General features: G+C 52.3%; 12 protein-coding genes and 1 tRNA gene. 4 read left to right on the forward strand and 9 right to left on the reverse strand.

The window, feature by feature from the left end:
- Positions 1-216: 216 nt before the first annotated feature.
- The 9 genes from CAMM_RS07625 to CAMM_RS07665 all read right to left on the reverse strand — a co-directional run bounded on the left by CAMM_RS07625 (position 217) and on the right by CAMM_RS07665 (position 11,720).
- A tRNA-Glu gene (locus tag CAMM_RS07625) sits at positions 217-289 on the reverse strand.
- A 632-nt stretch (positions 290-921) separates the two neighbouring features.
- Positions 922-1,698, reverse strand: coding sequence for a thioesterase family protein (locus tag CAMM_RS07630; protein WP_003848845.1), 777 nt, complete (start codon positions 1,696-1,698; stop codon positions 922-924).
- A gap of 58 nt (positions 1,699-1,756) precedes the next feature.
- Positions 1,757-2,989, reverse strand: a complete 1,233-nt coding sequence (locus CAMM_RS07635; RefSeq protein WP_075761535.1) for a benzoate/H(+) symporter BenE family transporter — start codon at positions 2,987-2,989, stop codon at positions 1,757-1,759.
- A 39-nt stretch (positions 2,990-3,028) separates the two neighbouring features.
- Positions 3,029-3,658 (reverse strand): class I SAM-dependent DNA methyltransferase, encoded by a 630-nt coding sequence (locus tag CAMM_RS07640; protein WP_003848841.1) that lies wholly within the window; start codon positions 3,656-3,658, stop codon positions 3,029-3,031.
- A 162-nt stretch (positions 3,659-3,820) separates the two neighbouring features.
- On the reverse strand, positions 3,821-4,660 hold the full coding sequence (locus CAMM_RS07645) for a cutinase family protein (protein ID WP_003848839.1): 840 nt from the start codon (positions 4,658-4,660) through the stop codon (positions 3,821-3,823).
- 129 nt (positions 4,661-4,789) lie between these two features.
- On the reverse strand, positions 4,790-7,891 hold the full coding sequence (locus tag CAMM_RS07650) for a type I restriction endonuclease subunit R (protein ID WP_003848837.1): 3,102 nt from the start codon (positions 7,889-7,891) through the stop codon (positions 4,790-4,792).
- Positions 7,888-9,003, reverse strand: a complete 1,116-nt coding sequence (locus CAMM_RS07655) for a restriction endonuclease subunit S (RefSeq protein ID WP_003848835.1) — start codon at positions 9,001-9,003, stop codon at positions 7,888-7,890. Before CAMM_RS07655 ends, CAMM_RS07650 begins: the two co-directional genes overlap by 4 nt.
- Positions 9,000-10,556 (reverse strand): type I restriction-modification system subunit M, encoded by a 1,557-nt coding sequence (locus CAMM_RS07660; RefSeq protein WP_003848833.1) that lies wholly within the window; start codon positions 10,554-10,556, stop codon positions 9,000-9,002. Before CAMM_RS07660 ends, CAMM_RS07655 begins: the two co-directional genes overlap by 4 nt.
- A gap of 420 nt (positions 10,557-10,976) precedes the next feature.
- Positions 10,977-11,720 carry a GntR family transcriptional regulator gene (locus tag CAMM_RS07665; RefSeq protein ID WP_003848832.1) on the reverse strand — a complete coding sequence of 248 codons (744 nt, stop codon included), beginning with the start codon at positions 11,718-11,720 and terminating at the stop codon, positions 10,977-10,979.
- A 123-nt stretch (positions 11,721-11,843) separates the two neighbouring features.
- Here CAMM_RS07665 and CAMM_RS07670 point away from each other — a divergent pair, with 123 nt between their 5' ends.
- Genes CAMM_RS07670 through CAMM_RS07685 form a run of 4 tightly spaced genes read left to right on the forward strand, consistent with a single transcriptional unit; the run spans position 11,844 to position 17,973 of the window.
- Entirely contained in the window at positions 11,844-13,121 is a 1,278-nt protein-coding gene (locus tag CAMM_RS07670) for an MFS transporter (RefSeq protein WP_003848830.1), read from the forward strand.
- A gap of 10 nt (positions 13,122-13,131) precedes the next feature.
- A complete protein-coding gene (locus CAMM_RS07675) occupies positions 13,132-15,177 on the forward strand; it encodes a hydantoinase/oxoprolinase family protein (RefSeq protein WP_040356076.1) in 2,046 nt (681 codons plus the stop codon).
- A gap of 6 nt (positions 15,178-15,183) precedes the next feature.
- Positions 15,184-16,776, forward strand: a complete 1,593-nt coding sequence (locus CAMM_RS07680) for a hydantoinase B/oxoprolinase family protein (protein ID WP_003848826.1) — start codon at positions 15,184-15,186, stop codon at positions 16,774-16,776.
- Positions 16,777-16,815: 39 nt separating this feature from the next.
- Positions 16,816-17,973, forward strand: coding sequence for a tyramine oxidase subunit B (locus CAMM_RS07685; protein WP_003848825.1), 1,158 nt, complete (start codon positions 16,816-16,818; stop codon positions 17,971-17,973).
- The last annotated feature ends 11 nt before the right edge of the window (positions 17,974-17,984 follow it).

Consider the following 17,984-nt stretch of genomic DNA (forward strand, 5'->3'; position numbering starts at 1 on the left):
CTTCGGCCTTCTCCCCCAAGTCTTTCCCCTCATCTACTCGACAAAACGAATCTCAGTTTCGTTATGAGCATCACGATAGCTCACATATAACCTTGATGAGACCGAATCTTAAGTAACGATTGGCGGTACGGGCTGGAGACAGCTGGTATTGGGCCTGGAGGCTTGCAAAAAATAAAAATAGCCAGCCGATGAAAATCACCAACTGACTATCTCTTGTACCCCGTACGGGATTTGAACCCGTGTTACCGCCGTGAGAGGGCGGCGTCCTAGGCCGCTAGACGAACGGGGCCTGTGCCTTTCGGACTTGATAAGAGTAAACTACCGGTAGTCAGCTTCACAAATTGGCTGGCTACCGGTAGTTTTTAAAGACCTATACAATTGGAAATCCCGAATCATTTGTCTCAACTTGCGGTGTACTACTCTGCGGTCGAGGTGCGGATCGAATCAGTGGTTATTCCGCTTCTTATCTGTGGATAATTATGGACCGGTTAGAACTGTGCTTGTTGAGGATGATTCGGGAGGACGCTATTCGCGTTGTGCATCCTTAGTAGCTCCTCTACTTCGACAATTGTTGGTGGCTAGAAGTTCTGGATTATGGCTATGCCGCTTCTAATTTTTAAGGATGCTCACCGTTACTGCGTCGAGAGTTATGATGTGAATTTTCTTGCATCTAATCTCCTTTGCTGTCGGTAACTTGTTCTACTTGCAGCATAACCCGCACCAATTTTCGGTGGAAGAGCTTTGTTTAAAATCCAGGTGGTCTTAACCCCGGTTATAAAAGTGACTCCCGTCTCACCATGGTCGATGCTTCACCGGTAAGGGGTAGCCCAAGACCAGTGAGAATATTTCCCCCGAAATTACGCCAAGCTGCACAAACGCTAGAGACTGTACAGTACAAACACAGCAGCTGCCAACCGTAAGTTACTTTCGTGGGCGCACCGTCAAGACTTGAGAGCACGTGCCAATGGGTCCGGTCTCGTCGTGCAAGATCGAATGAGTAAGGCCAACACCAGAGCCACCGAAACTTACACTGGTATCGGTGCCAACCCATTTTCCTTCGGGCATGCGGAAAAGGTGTGCGGTGAGATCAAGGTTGGGAAAGACGACTTCCTGAGGATTTTCACGCACTGCTACCCCATTGGCCATATCCAAAATACTCATATAGGAAGCAAGGTTGGAAACAGTCTCTCCGTCAAGCAGCAGAACGTCGGTCTGCCACCACGCAATGCCACGGCCGGGTTCTTTCATTTCCTGATAGCCGGCAATGGAGTTAACAAAGCCGCCACCCCAACCAATTCCTAAACCAGGTCGGAGTTCTCCCGTTGGCTCTGGCATATCTTCAAACGCGGTGCCTTCAATGGCTGCTGTGTCTTCTTGAATCAAAAACCAGGTACGCATCCGCGCTGCTGGACGACCGTTTTGAACACAAATCGCCTCCACGAGTTCAATAGTGCGCCCGGGTCGGACAACCTCGATGTCAATATGAAATGGGTCGAAGCTAATCGTTCCGAGAATTTCCACTGAAATCCGCCCCGGAACCATGTTGTTCGCAGCATCGCGTTGCGAGTGGTCCAGCTCGGTTAAATGAGTCATCAACCCGACCATCGGTGCAATATGTTGCTCCTTAGGATTCCAGGCACCCCCAGCATGTTCCGTTGCCGTGAATTCATTGTCTCCGGTCCGCTGGAAATAGGCCATGCGATGCTCACACCTTAAAAACTTTTGATTAGGTAACAACCTGCAAATACTAACGTATTTACTGGTGGTCCGCGTGCTCTTGGGCGATCTTGTCTTCTTCTTTTTGCTTGCGCGCCAAGATGATGCCACGAACAATAAGCCCACCAGCAATAGACCAGATAGCGGCACCGATACCGAAGATGGTCAGCCCAGAGGCAGCAATAATGAAGGTAACTGCCGCAGGCATACGGGAATGTTCAGCAGGGTTTTTCCATGCGCCGGCGACTGAGCCACTAAAGGTACCCACCAAGGCAAGGCCAGCCAAGGTACTAAAGACCTCTGATGGTGCGGCAGAAATGACCAAGACGACGACACTACACAGCAAGCCCAAAACCAGATATGTGCTGCCACTCCACATCGCACTTCGCCAACGACGCAGGTGCTTTACTCCAGATTCAGAACCTGCTGATAATGCTGCGGAAATAGCAGCCAGGTTAATAGTTAGTCCACCAAAGAGTGCGGCGACTGAGCTCATAAAGCCGGTAGAGACCATAGCGCGCTTCCACGGCAGCTTGTAGTCATAAGCCTTCAAGATTGCAAGTCCCGGCAGGTTCTGCGAGGCCATCGTGACCAGGTAGAGCGGCAGCGCAATGTTAACGATGGAGGCTGCATCAATCGCTGGAACGACGAATTCTAGGTGCGGAAGCAGGATGACGTCATCGACAGCTTCGGTATTAAAGTTAAAGGCAATTACTACTAGTGATGCCACGAATGCCGCTGGGATAGCCCAACGTGGTGCTTTCCAAAGTGCGATGAGCCACACAGCGATGACTGGGCCAGCAAGCCACGGATTCGATGCCAGGTTAAGAAATGGCTCGGTACAGTAGGCAAGCAAGAATCCTGCCAGCATGGCTTGGGCAATTTCCCCGGGGATCTTGGCGACCAAATCTGCCAAGGGGCGCACCAACCCTGTGGCGATAAGCAATACACCGGTAATAAGGAATGCGCCCATCGCGTGCGAAAATAATTCGCTATCGCCTTCACCGGCAGCAAATGCACCGGCAATCAGTGCCGCGCCCGGGGTTGACCACGCAATGGTAATGGGTGCCTTAGTGGTGTAAGCCAAAAAGAAGGTGGTTAATCCGATGCCGAAACACACTGCGAGGAGTCCACTTGAAATCTGTCCGTCGGTGGCACCGAGGTTTTGCATCATCGCGATGACAATGACAAATGAGCTTAAAAAGCCCACCAAACCTGTGGTAATACCGGCTATGGCAGACAGAGTTCCTTGTGAAGCGCCCGGCCTAGGCAATCGAATTCCTTCCCAAACTGTTGTATATCCCTATATACCTTAGTGGTTTTCGCTGGTTATAGCATTTGCGAGGAAAAGTGAGAAGCTTCCATCCTCTCGTTCAATCTCGCCAGCGTCATGAAATTCGACCTGAGCAAAGCCTGCCTCAAGCAAGGATTTCTCAAACTTTTCGCGCTTGAATCCATCATGTCCGTCGTAGTGTTCAATATGCGCGTGGAACTTGCCACCAGCATCATCGAGCTCAATAATGCACGCTGCTCCCCTAGGCTCAAGAATGCTGGCGAAAGTTTTCAGTAGTGCAGGAACATCCGCAACATGGTGCAAAACAAGTGAAGCCACAACGAGGTCATATTTCTGATCCGGCAGCTTTCCCTGGACAAGGTCAGAATCCGACAGCGTCGCCTCTGGAAGGACACCAGCTTCAATCTTTTGGGCAATCACATCGCGCATGCCCTCGGAATTATCCGCCAAGGTTAAGGCTCCAACATGCGGCGATAAAAATTGCGACACGAGGCCAGTTCCGGCACCGAACTCAAAAACTTCTGCCTCACCGTTCGGTGCCACTGTGTCCAAAATCAGTTGGGCAGTGTGCTGTGCCCGCTCAATCTTTTTCGGGTCTTTATCCCATTCAGCTGCACGGTCATCAAAGAAATGGCTATGGTCAATCATTACCGCAGTTTAGCAAGATATGTACCATCAGTTCCCGAAAATAATTGGGTAAACCATCTTGGCTACACATCATATGAGTAAAGCCCTACGAAGTGTTCAAAAGCTTTCGCAGCTTGTCGATGGATCCTTTTCCTCTCAATCCACATGACGCAGTGACTCGTTCTAGCCCGCGGTATTAAGCAAACCCGCTACGGCGTCAATAACCTGAATGTCCTGCGCAGTAGGCTCATTGAGGAAATACGATGCATGCCGCTCCGCCTTGTTAGATAACGCATCGTTGGCTGCCTCCAAGGAGAAATCGCAAACGAAGTCCCCACTGAGGCAGTAATCCACGCGCTTGTCCTCTGGAAGCGCTGCTCTTTCCATGACCTGAGAATATTTATGCAATGGATTGCCGATGGTGATTGCACCTTCTAAGCGGCCGGTATCTGCCAGGTACTTTTCCACGCTCGTTGTCACCAACGCCCCTTGGGAATAACCGGCTACTACATAGCGCGGGCTGCATCCTGTCGTGGCCTCGTAATCCTCCACCACTGTCGGCGCATTGTTTACTCCGGCGCGCAAACTATCGATTGCTCCAAAAGTTACCGAGTGCAGCAATTCGCCGAGCGGATACTGCTGAACAATGCCTACCGCCCGCTGAACCATTTCAATGGGACCGATGTTTTCGCCCTCTTCAGCCAACGGCGGCAAATCCATGTTGGCAGGGTACGCGTCCTCCTCCAGGGCAAGTACGTAGACGCTATCCATGGTTCCTGGATGGCGCTGCTCTACTTGGTGAAACAGGGCAGTGAAGTTGGGCCCCTCATAACCATTAGACGGCTCGGCGTTCTCAGAATAGCGCTGAGGGCCAAAGTATTCGCCGTTCTCCTCGTTTTGGTCAGAACCGCGCGCGGCGAGCACCACGGTATTCGGGCAGGTCTCATCAAAAGATGCCGCGTGGGCTGTCACCGGCGCCAGCCCAGCAAGTACGAAGCCAGCGATAACGCCAAATACTCTCATTCGACGAAATATTCTCATACCTTAAAGCTACGACACTAAGCCAGTTCTCGCACCGGATTCGAAGTCATCGTCGCTCGGCCTCCTCGTCGGCATTACCCTCACCGTCACGAAGTCAATCGGACCAAGTTCTTAGGCCGCCTCGTCTTCTGAATAAAGACCGACGAAGCGGTCAAAGAATCTTTGCAGCTTTTCGATGACCTTCTTCCGCTTTTCCCCATTACGCCCCGCGGCGGAAAACCTGGATACTGGTTTCATAATCCCGGTTACTTCAATGCCATTCGTTGCGACAGCGCCGTCACGAAATGCCCGCTCGACGAAGTTGGTAGCTTCTTCGGGACGAAGGTTTTCTTCCTTGATAATGTTTTGAAGTTCCACGTCCTTCTTACCAACAATGAACTTCCGCCATTCTTCCTCAATCTCACCACTAGTAGAAATAGAGTCGACGAAAGCCTCGACGAGGTCGCGCTTGTTACGCAAGCTTGGGCTGGAATCAACGGCACGGGTAATCTGTGCACGGATTTCTTTATCTTCACCGTCACCGCTCGCCTCACGGTATTTTTCAACCAACATGAGGATGTAGTCAACGTTAATCTCAGCTTGTTTGATCAGCTCGATCTCAAATACCACATCATCGTTGATGGTTTCCTTATCTGCAACCCTATCGTCTTTGAACTCTGCATAATACTGGAGGTAGATGCTGCGGTAGTCCTGGTCTTGGCGCTCGCTAAGGATTTCATTACCAGCGAACTCATCGAATGAAGTCAGAATATTTAGCAGGCGCAAAATGGAGCCATAAAGCGCAATGAACTCCTTCTTTCGGGCTTCACCGATAATCTGCGTATTGACCGGGAATTCTTCCAGCAGCTCACTGACTTTTTCGGCGTATTCGTTGTAGTACTCGTGGTACGGCTTGAGCAGCACAATGCCGCGTGCTTCCTTATTACCGAAAAGCGCTAGGGCATCATTGGTTTGCTCTTCCAGATTGCGGAAGCTAACGATGTTTCCGTAAGTCTTCACCGAGTTCAGAATGCGATTGGTGCGCGAATATGCCTGAATCAACCCGTGCGATTTCAGGTTCTTATCCACCCACAGGGTATTGAGAGTGGTCGCGTCGAACCCGGTTAGGAACATGTTGACTACAATGACCATGTCAATCTCGCGGTTCTTCAGCCGAAGAGATAAATCCTTGTAGTAATTCTGGAAGCTATCAGCAGAGGTGCTATAGCTCGTCCCGAACATCTGGTTGTAATCACGGATGGCCGATTCTAGAAAATCTCGAGAAGGGCCGTCCAAACCACCGGTATCAAATCCTTCGTCATCGAGGTAATCCTCTGATTCGGCTTCATTTGCCGCATAGGAATAGATAAGACCAATCTTCAAACGCTGATCAGGAACCAAGTCCCTTTGCTGCTGCGCAAACGCAAGATAGTAGCGCTTTGCAGCTTCAATCGATGCGGTTGCAAAAATGGAGTTGAAACCCTTAACCCGTAGTGCTGCTTTCTCTTCAACAACACGGTTTCTTCCCCCAGCTACCGCAGAGACATTGGAGACCACCGAATGACTGTAGGTGCTGGTTCGCCGCGTCTTCTGCGCAAAGTGATCGAGCGTATACTTCACGATCGCATTAATACGCTGCGGTGCTAGCAGAGCCTTTTCGGTGTCAATGGCAGAGACATCTTTATCGTCTACTTCTCCCACCCGCACCGTGTTGACATAGTCAATGCGGAAGGGAAGCACATTCTTATCGGTAATCGCATCAACAATGGTATAAGTATGAAGCTTCTCGCCGAATGCCTGCTCGGTCGTGCGCAGTTGCGGGTTGCCGCCTGCTGTGGAGTTCTCCGCGAAAATAGGCGTGCCGGTAAAGCCGAAGAGGTTGTACTTCTTGAACGCCTTGGTAATCGCTTGGTGCATATCTCCGAACTGCGAGCGATGACACTCGTCAAAAATGATGACAATGTGCCCCTCATAGATCGAGTGGCCCTTATTCCCTGCGATAAACGTGGAGAGCTTTTGGATCGTAGTGATAATTATCCGGGCATTGGAATCTTCCAGCTGTCTCTTCAATACTGCAGTAGAAGTGTTGGAGTTAGCCGCGCCTTTCTCGAAGCGGTCATACTCACGCATCGTCTGATAGTCGAGGTCCTTACGGTCCACAACGAAAAGAACCTTGTCTACACTCTGCATCTTAGAGGCCAATTGCGCGGCCTTAAATGACGTCAACGTCTTGCCTGAACCGGTAGTGTGCCATACATAGCCACCGGCTTGGATGGTTCCCAAGCGTTTATAATTATCCGCAACTTCAATGCGCTGCAGAATACGCTCGGTTGCCACGATTTGGTACGGACGCATCACCATCAACGTCTTATCTACGGTGAGCACGCAGTACTTCGTCAGAATGTTCAGCAAAGAATGCTTAGCGAAGAAGGTCCTAGCAAATGAACGGAGATCCTGAATCGGCTTATTCTGGGCATCTGCCCACCAAGACGTGAACTCAAAGCTATTCGAAGTCTTCTTGCCCCGATTCTTCCCGTCAGTCTCTTTGATGTGAAGCTGTCGGGTGGTATTGGAGTAGTACTTCGTCAGAGTGCCATTGCTGATAACAAAGAGCTGAACGTATTCGAACAGTCCAGATCCGGACCAGAAACTATCGCGTTGGTAGCGATTAATTTGGTTGAATGCTTCACGAATATCTACCCCACGACGCTTGAGCTCGACATGCACCATCGGCAATCCATTGACCAAAATGGTCACGTCATACCGCGTAGCGTGCTTCGTTCCGCCTTCGCCCTCACCGGTCTCATACTGATTGATAACTTGCAGCCGATTGTTGTGGATATTCGTCTTATCCAACAACATCACATTCTTGGTAGACCCATCATCGCGCCGCAACAGCTGAATATGGTCTTCATGGATACGCACAGCTTTTTCGACAATGCCATCGTTGTTGCCAGCAATTCGCTCCATGAAAAACTGCTTCCACTCAGCATTAGAAAATTCAATCTTATTAAGAATCTCCAACTGCGAGCGAAGGTTTTCTTCCAGCTGACTTTGCGACGTGATAGGCAAGTAGTCATAGGCTTGCGACTCCAACAAGCGAATGAGCTCTTGTTCCAACTGGGATTCCGACTGATAGCTCGCCTCAGCGTTAGCATCGGCTTCGTACTCAGCAACAACCGTACTTTCGCTGCCAACTGCGATTGGATCATACTTACGTAGTGGCTCGGTCATACAGACAGTTCCTTAAAAGTCAGTAGCTTATCCCGATAGTACTCATACTGCTTGCGACGAGCTGCGATTTCAGAGAAAAGGACGGAATTCAAATCGTTGATTAAGGAACCAAACTTGTCAAGGATCGCAGCAGTCTCCCTTTGTATTTGGAGATCAGGAAGAGGAAACGGAACTCTCTTCAGGCGGGCAACGGAAAGCCCCGGCTGTGCGGACTTCGTCGCATATTTATTCAAGTCCAAGAAACCAAGCATGTGGTATGCCCATCTAGCATTGACTGTCTGGTGTGGAGTAGCGACGATAGCGTGTTCGGTTGCATAAAAATACCCTTCTGCCCAGTTAACGTTTCCACAAAGTGCGCCCTGCCTCCCAATTAAAGGAAACTGCCCGTTATGACTATGGGATTCAACAAAGCCTCGAATCCCGTTGCCACCAAAGCAAGGGATATGACGATCCGACGTTACACGGCTGGAAATTGCATCACTTTTAATAGATTTTCCGGCCTTCAATGCGAAGGATTCGCCCAAAGTCGTCCATCTCCAATCTTCCCCGGAAGAAAGTAGCATCGTACGGTAATATTCGTATTGGGTTCTCCGCGCCTCCAGCTCGGACTCCAGCACAGCTTTGTGCTCCGACTCCAGATGAGCAAAATCGTCGAGGATTTCGACGATGACATGCTGGATCTCGAGAGGAGGCACAGGAATTCGGAGTTTCCCGACATCCTTCGCATATACGTGAGGGACTCCACCACCGCTTTTTAAGCTATGCAGTATTTCCTGCTGAAAAGTTAACCAATAATAGCAGTATCGAGGGATTAGGAAGCGTTTTTCGGGCTTAACTGAGAATGCATCTGATACGAAAATCGGCCCTTCCCACCAACTGACATACCCAGCGTAAGCTCCAGAGCCTGCAATTACGATCGTCTCTCCCTCGCGGTTGGACTCCCCATGAAAATATGCTGCCGTACGTCCACCGGCTACTACTGGAATGTCTCCCTCAGTTACTTGCTTTTTCGTGATCGAGGTTCCACGCTTGAGTTTTGCAACTGTGTTAAGGGGTGCAAAATTAACTCCCTCCGGACAAAGCGCCTCAATTAACTGGTTGGCATTGCTCACTTCGATGCCTCCATATCAGCCACAATTCCATCGATAACTGTTCGAAGTTCTGCTTGGCGTGCAACAAGCTGCTTTATCTCCGCATTGAGCTCCGTGATATCGACTGTTTCACGTTTGTCTTCCGCTTTGACGTACGAAGAAACCGTTAGGTTGTAGTCATTGTCCGAAATTTCTTCATTTGGGACGAGTTCTGCGAAGTGGTCAACATCCTCTCGATCGATAAAGGCGTCCAATATGGTTGCCTGGTTCTCCTCAGCTAGTTTGTTCTTATTCCCACTGCGAACAAACTGCTCAGATGCGTCGATGAAGAGCACAGAGTTATCCTTCTTTGATTTCTTCAAGACCATAATGCAGGTACCGATGGTTGTTCCAAAGAAGAGATCTGGAGGCAGCTGGATGATTGCATCAATATAGTTATTATCGATCAGGTACTTACGGATCTTCTTTTCGGCTCCCGCGCGGTATAAAACGCCAGGGAACGAAACAATTGCGGCTGTACCGTTTACTGCCAGCCACGACAATATGTGCATCGCAAAAGCTAAGTCGGCCTTAGACTTTGGAGCTAAAACCCCTGCCGGGGAATAGCGCGGGTCGTTAATCAGCACTGGGTTCGCATCGCCCTCCCACTTAATGGAATAGGGAGGGTTGGAGACGATCGCTTCAAATGGTTCATCGTCCCAGTGTTTTGGATCGGTCAGCGTATCGCCAAGTGCAATATTGAAGTCTGCGTAGTTGACGTTGTGCAGAAACATATTAATTCGAGCCAAGTTATACGTGGTCAGGTTAATCTCCTGGCCGAAATAACCGTTACGAACGCCGCCTTTGCCGAGCACTTTCTCGAATTTCAGAAGCAGCGAGCCGGAGCCAACCGCTGGGTCGTAAACCTTATTGACCGATGTCTTCCCCACAACTGTAATTCGCGTCAGAAGTTCGGAGACTTCCTGCGGCGTGTAGTATTCGCCCCCAGATTTTCCGGCGGAGGAAGCGTACATGCCCATCAGATATTCATAAGCGTCACCGAAAACATCAATTGTGTTGTCCGACCAGTCGCCTAAAGGGAGATCGCCAATTGCTTCCAAGAGTTTTACGAGCGTAGCGTTTCGCTTCGCAACAGAGTTTCCGAGGCGGGTGCTGTTGACATCGAGGTCATCGAAAAGCCCCTTGAGGTCATCTTCACTGTCAGTGCCGACCGCAGAGCCTTCAATATTTTTAAATACGGCCTCAAGTTTCTCATTGAGATTCTCATCCGTCTTCGCTCTAGCACGGACATTCACGAACAGTTCAGAGGGCAGAATGAAAAAGCCTTTATCGGAGACGGTCCACTCGCGTCCGAACTCAGCGTCTTCATCGTTAAGCTCGGCGTAATTGAATTCCGTCTCGCCTGCCTCATGTTCCAGGCGGTTTAGGTACTCAGTGAGGTTCTCTGAAATGAAGCGATAGAAAAGCAGGCCTAACACATAGCTTTTAAAGTCCCAGCCGTCAACGCTACCGCGTAAATCGTTTGCGATTCGCCAAATCGTTTTATGCAGTTCGGCACGCTGTGCTTCTTTCACTGTGAAAATCTCTTTCTACTTGCTTCTGGGCTGAGGTGGACCCGCCTGGAAAAGACCTCGACGGTGTTTTATCTCAGAATCGGCCTCTACATGACACATTAGCTTGTCCAACGAACAGCCCCTCAATTCTTTCGCACAAACCGGTCGAAACGTTCGAATAAATATTAGGCGATTGTCTCACGTTTTCTGATTAGAACATGGGATTTACAAGTATTGGCCTTCCCTACCAAATTCGAACGCACAAGGTATAACCCCACGAAAGGGTCCATTTCCAATGCCAACTTCTGGGATGGGACGACCGATTCATCAGCACAATCATCGGCAATTCGAGCCGTTACAAACCATGGCACCACGTCCCGCCCAATCAATAACGTAGCTGTTCGTCGTTCAACACCACACAATCACGTACTCGACATCCCCCTAAAGGCGTCCATGTCCAAACTCAGGAATATCAGAGAAATTCAACCCCTCAACAGCATTCATCTCCAGAAATTGCCGGATGCGGGACTGGAAGAGCTCAACGTGTCTAACGGCTACCCTTTCAGCAGTAGCTACGTCGCGGGAGCGAAGAGCTTTCAAGTAATCCCAGTGGTCTTCATGGACATTCTCGTAATGAGTGAGCAGGCTTGGGTCTTGGCCATCTCCGCCAATTCCGCCGGCACCGCCAAAGCTAAGGAAGGCAAGGCGTTGAAGGTGGGTGTAGACCCGCTCCGCCATCGACAGTAAATAGTCGTTGCGGGTTAATCGTGTCTCAAGGATATGAAGTTTCGAATTCGTGTCTGCGACTGCATGTGGATCGCGGGATTGCTCGGCTTCATCGACTGCGCGTACTGCTGCCTCTAGTTCATCGAAGTCGTCGTCGGTTGCACGAGCGACAAGCAGGTGGGTAACTGCGCGTACCAGGATGTGTTGGGCCTCGATCAGCTCCCGGAACCGGTGCAGATTCATGTCGGCGACAACATACCCACCGCGGGAAACGATGGTGACTAGTCCCTCGGCGGATAGCTGATGGAAAGCCTCCCTAACAGGGGTGCGGCTCACGCCGAGCTCTTCAGCGATCCGGTTTTCATCGAGACGCTGCGATGGTGCCAGTTCTAACGTCAGGATCCGCTGTCGTAGCTGTTCATAAGCCCGCTCGCGGGCATTTCGGGTGCGCGTACTCATAGGTTTTCTTTCTACCAGTTGGTGGGTTGTCTTAGTAACCCCTTCACAAATCTTCCATTCAGTGCAATCATGTATACCACTCGTATACATACTCTAAATCACTCACGGATTGGTAATTGAGATATGACACACGAACATCAAGCTGTTCCATCGAAGCCACCCGTTGATGACAGCCACGTAGAAAAGTATCGCCGTCGAGCCATTGCCGCCTCCGGTATTGGTTGGGGCTTGGACGGATTCACCTGGACTATGTACGGCTTTGCCCTTACCGCTGCTATGCCGGTACTGGGTATGAGCGAAGGGGCATCCGGCTGGGTCACAGCGATTAGTATCGTTGCGTCCGCAGCAGGCGGTGTTATCTTCGGCAACCTCGCCGACCGCTTTGGACGCATTAATATGCTCACGGTCGTCATCCTTGGCTACAGTATTTTCACTGCTTTAACCGCGACATCGCAGCACACATTTGATTTCCTTCTGTGGCGCACACTCGAAGGACTCTTCTTTGGTGGTGAGTGGGCTGTCGGCGCCGCGCTAGTTGCTGAATACGCACGGCCGGAAAAACGCGGACGTTCTCTTGCGATTGTGCAAAGCTGCTACGCCATTGGCTGGGCAGTTTCTACCACCGCGTATCTAACGCTTTATTCCATATTCCCACCAGAAGTTGCCTGGCGCTATCTCTTCCTCGTGGGGATTATTCCAGCGCTCGCCGCATTCGTCATTCGACGCACCACGAAGGACGCAACGGAGATCAGCGGCCAAAGCAAACCCGACGAAGGTAAATCGGAAGGAAAGTTCGCTCGCCTTTTCAAAGCGGATCTTCGCGCACGCACTCTTTCCGCCACTCTGCTGGGTGTCGGTGTTCAAGGCATCTACTACTCGGTCTTCATCTTCTTGCCTACGTATCTGCAAGAAGATCGCGGTTTGAGCATCGTCGGCACTGCAACCTACACCTGGGTTGCGATTGTCGGTTCATTCATCGGCTATGTGGCATCTGGGTTCTTGCTTGATGCCATTGGCCGCCGCCCCACCTTCCTCTTTTTCTTCTTAGGCTCAGCTGCCAGTGTCTCGCTGTTTGTCCTCACCCCCGCTGCCCAACCGGAGCTCGGAATCTTGATTATCTTGCTGCTCGGATTCTTCGCTTCCGGGCAAGCAGGCGGTACCGGTGCATATCTCGCGGAGCTCTTCCCTACAGAGGTTCGCGCGACGGGACAAGCTATTTCCTACAACTTCGGACGCGGCTTAGCGGCCTTTGGTCCGCTCACCGTCGGTATTGCCGCAGCGTCGATTGGTTGGGGCTACTCCATCATGATCATCGCGATTGCCGGAGCCATCCTCGGCATCATCGCCTTGTCGCTGCTGCCAGAGACCAAGAACTCACAGCTAGTTAGTGCGATCGATTAGGAGATTCACCGTGAACAATTCTGACAACACTAAGAATCCAACGGGGCTGCAGGTTGCCGTTGATACAGGCGGCACCTTCACCGACATCGGGCTGCGCCGTGATGATGGCACCTTATCGGTATGGAAAGTGCCCTCTACTCCATCTGCTCCTGATGAAGCAGTTATGACCGGTATCAACGGAGTATTAGAGCAAGAAGAAGGTGACAAAGGCAATGCCGAAGACATCACCCGGTTGGTACATGGCACCACGGTTGCGACCAATACCATTCTCACCCGCGAAGGAGCCCGCGTAGGGCTATTAACCACCAAGGGATTCCGCGATGTTTTGGCAATCGCCCACCAGGCGCGCCCGTTAATCTACGATGACAAAGCCCACCGCGTGGATCCACTTATCGGTGATGAATTCATCACCGAGATTGCCGAACGCATCGACGCCGACGGGGAGATTGTAAAGTCGCTCGAAGACGACGAACTCGAAGAAGTTGCGGAGCAGATTCGTGCACAAAAGCTTGATGCTGTGGTGGTCTCCTTCCTCAATGCTTATGCCAATAGCGAGCATGAGGTTCGTGCTGCCAAGCGCTTAGAAGAATTAGACGTTGCTCCGATTGTCTCCGCTGCCACCAGCATCACCGCGGAAATGCGTGAGTATGACCGCACTTCCACCGCCGCAATCAATGCTTATGTTCGCCCTATTGTCTCCGGGTATATGGGCCGTCTGGAAAATAACATTGAAAAGCTCGGCATCCCCTCACCTTTATGGGTCATGCAATCAAATGGTGGTTTGCTCAACCCCAAGATGGCTAGTACTCACAGTGCACGCACAGTTCTGTCCGGTCTTGCCGGTGGTGTCGTTGGCGCAGCCAACTGGGCACGCCACCTAGACCTGGATAAAGTAGTCAGCTTCGATATCGGCGGCACCAGCACCGATATTGCACTGATTCGCGAGGGTGAACCAGATGAAACTACTGCGGGTGAGATTGACTCCATGCCGCTTCGGCTTCCCAGCGTCGATGTTCACACCATCGGTGCCGGCGGTGGGTCCATTGCGTGGAAAGACTCTGGTGGCAGCCTGCGGGTGGGTCCACATAGTGCAGGGGCCGAGCCAGGCCCCATTGCTTATCAACGCGGCGGTACAGAACTTACCGTCACTGATGCACATGTCGTACTCGGTCGCCTGGGTACTAATTTGCTCGGCGGCAGGTTCAAGTTGGATTATGACTCCGCCTATAAACGCATGCAGGAATTCGGCGAGGGCCTCGGCTTAAGCGCGGAGGAATGCGCCGAGGGCATAATCAAGGTCATCGCTGCGACCATGGCACGCGGTGTGCGCAAGGTCAGTGTGGAACGCGGTATTGACGTTCGTTCCTGCCACCTGATGTCTTTCGGCGGCGCCGGACCACTTCATGGTGCGGATCTTGTCCACGAGCTGGGTATGCAGACCGCTGTCATTCCGCCTCTGCCCGGCATCGCTTCCGCCGTGGGCATGTTGGATGCACCTATTCGGCACGACTTTGCCGAACCAGTCCAAGCGGACTACTCCTCCGGTCTGGAGCAACTGGAATCCTCCTATGACCGTCTCAATAAAGAGGCGCAAGAGGAAATGAGCACGGAAGACTTCGACAGCGAGCGGCTTGTCGATGCCCGCTATGTCGGCCAAAGCTATGAGCTGACAATTCCCTATCTTTCCGACTGGGACGAACAACGCACAGCATTCGATGAAGCACACGAAGAACGCTACGGCTTCCAGGACCCGGATGCCGAGATGGAAATCGTGGTCGCCCGGATTGTCGCCACGATTGGCCTGCCCATTCCACCCCAGCAAGAAATCGCAGGTGGTGATGATTCTTCGCTCTCACCCAAAGAGCACCGGCCGGCCTACATCGATGGGGAGTGGACGGACACCCCGATTTATGACCGAGACGATCTTCCCGCAGGCACGGAGTTGCAGGGCCCGGCCATCCTCGATCAGTTCGACACCACGACCTATATCCGCCCGGACCAGACTTGTCGTTGCGACGAGTTTGGATTTTTGCACCTGTCCAAGATTGGAAAGTAAAAGCACATGTCTTCTGCATCTACTGATCTCAATGCCATTGAATTGGAGATTGCGCGCAACCGCCTCACGTCCATTTCGGAAGAAGTGGGTATGGCGCTGATTCGTACCTCCTACTCCCCTAATATCAAAGACCGCCGCGACTGTTCCGCCGGTATTTACGGTCCAGACGGCCGTTTAATCTCTCAAGCCGAGCATATTCCTTTGCACCTGGGACTCATGCCCACGATGATCGCGAATGTGATTGCTGAGTACGGCGTGGAGAACTTAAACCCCGGCGATGTCCTAATGACGAATAATCCTTATGTCGGAGGCTCCCACCTTCCAGATATGTGCGTGATTACCCCGATATTTGTTGACGACGAGGTGGTGGCCTTGATCGCCACGATGGCTCACCACGTCGATATCGGCGGAATGACGCCAGGTTCGATGGATGCCGCAGCGACAGAAATCTTCCAAGAAGGCATCCGCGTCCCGCCCATCAAGTTGTTCTCAGGCGGTGAGATCCAACGCGAAACCCTCGCATTTCTGCTGATGAATATTCGCACCGCGGATAAGACCCGCGGAGACCTCATGGCGCAGGTGGCAGCCAACCGTCTAGGAGAGCGCCGCGTTCTTGAACTGATTGAGGAATGGGGAACCCAAGAATTCACCAGCTCCTGTGACGCGCTCGTTGCATACGGTGAGCGTCGCACGCGCGCAGCGATAAGCAGTCTTCCCAATGGAACGGGCACATTCACGGACTACCTCGAGCACAACGGTGTCGAACAAGTAGATATCCCTATTACCGCCACTGTGACGGTAAGCGGTGAGGAAATCACCATCGACCTGACAGAAGCCGCCGATCAGGTTAAAGGTGCTGTGAACTGCTCCTATGCGGTGGCACAAGCGTGCGCAGCCTACGTCGTTAAGATGTTGGCAGATCCCACACTGCCGTCCAACGCTGGACTCACCGCCCCCATCGACGTGCGTACTCGCCCGGGCAGCCTGGTCCACGCGGAGTTCCCTGCGCCGGTAGCGCACGGCAATACTCAAACCTCACAGCGCATCGTCGATACGATCCTCGGTGCATTTGAGGAATTTACCGAACACCTCGTGCCAGCGGCATCGAGCGGCAGCATGAGCATCGTGACCATCGGTGGCGTCGACACGCGAACCGGCGACTACTACTCGTATGTAGAAACCTACGGCGGTGGCCAAGGCGCAGCGTTCGATATGAATGGCGCTTCAGCCACCCATACCCACATGACTAATACACGCAACACACCGTGTGAGGTCATCGAACGCGAATACCCACTGCGCGTCGAAGCCTATGAAATCTCTCGGGGTACCGGCGGCAAAGGAAAGACCTCCGGTGGCGACGGAATTTTGCGTCACCTCACGCTGACCCACGGCAGTGCAACCGTTGTTGCCGGAACCTCCCGCGTGACCACCAAACCGTGGGGCTTGCAGGGCGGTGAACCGGGAAGTAACGCGCAGATTCAAAAGCACACCGACGAGGAGACAACCGCATTGCCAGCCATGAGCAAATTCGATGTGGAGGCCGGCCACGGCGTATCCATCCAAACCGCAGGAGGTGGAGGCTATGGAAGCCCGCACTAAGGCACACATGATTGCCTACACGTTCACTTAACAACCCTCATGAGAAAGGTACAACCCTTGTCCGATCAAACAATCAACTTCCGCTACCTCAGCGAACCCGACATGATTGACGCTGGTGTCACCGACATGAAACGCTGCGTCGACGTTATGGAAGAAACCCTCGTGCTCCTTCGCCAGGGAGACTTCCGCATGGCAGGACCAACCGCCATGTCTCATGGCGCGATGATCGACTTCCCCAAAGAACCACAATTTGAAAACATGCCCGCTGACGGCCCTGATCGCCGATTCATGGCCATGCCCGCCTACCTCGGCGGTCGCTTCGGCACTACCGGCGTGAAATGGTACGGCTCCAACCTCACCAACCGCGAGAAAGACTTGCCTCGCTCGATTCACCTGTTCAATCTCAACGACACCGACACGGGCGCTCCCCTCGCAGTTATGTCAGGTAACCTGCTGTCGGCCTATCGCACGGGCGCAATCCCCGGTGTTGCCGTCAAGCACCTGGCACGGGAAGACTCCCGGGTATTAGGAATCGTCGGACCAGGTGTCATCGGACGCGCGGTTACCGAAGCCACCTTAGTTCTGCGCCCGGGAATCAACCGCATCGTGGTCAAAGGCGTCGACGAGGCCGACGTTCAACGCTACGCGGACTACATCCAGCCACGTTTTCCGCAGATTAAAACCATTGAGGCAGCTGACTCCATCGAGGAAGTAGCCCGGGAATCGGACATCATGACCGTAACAGTCACTACGGATGCCTCCGGCTCAGAAGCTTTTCCTTATATCAACCACGACTGGCTCAAGCCCGGCGCGCTCCTGCTCCATCCGGCTGCAGTGCGCTACAACGATGAGTTCTTTACCTCCGGCGATGCCCGCATGGTCGTCGATTCCTGGCGCCTTTATGACGCATGGGCTGATGAATACGCCAATCAGGCCTATGAGAACCTCGGCATTGTTGGCACACACTGGCATGACCTTCTAACAGACGGCAAGCTCCAAGCCGACCAGATCGAAGAAATAGCCGATATCGCCACCGGTACCATTCCTGCCCGCCAGAATGACGACGAGATCATCTTGTACTCGGCCGGCGGCATGCCCGTCGAAGATGTTGCGTGGGCAACCGATATCTACCGCACCGCAGTGGAAAAGAATATTGGTACCCCGCTGAATTTGTGGGAGACTCCTGCGTTGTCGTAGGACATACGGTC

Origin of the sequence: Corynebacterium ammoniagenes DSM 20306, from assembly GCF_001941425.1 — a bacterium.
GTDB lineage: Bacteria > Actinomycetota > Actinomycetes > Mycobacteriales > Mycobacteriaceae > Corynebacterium > Corynebacterium ammoniagenes.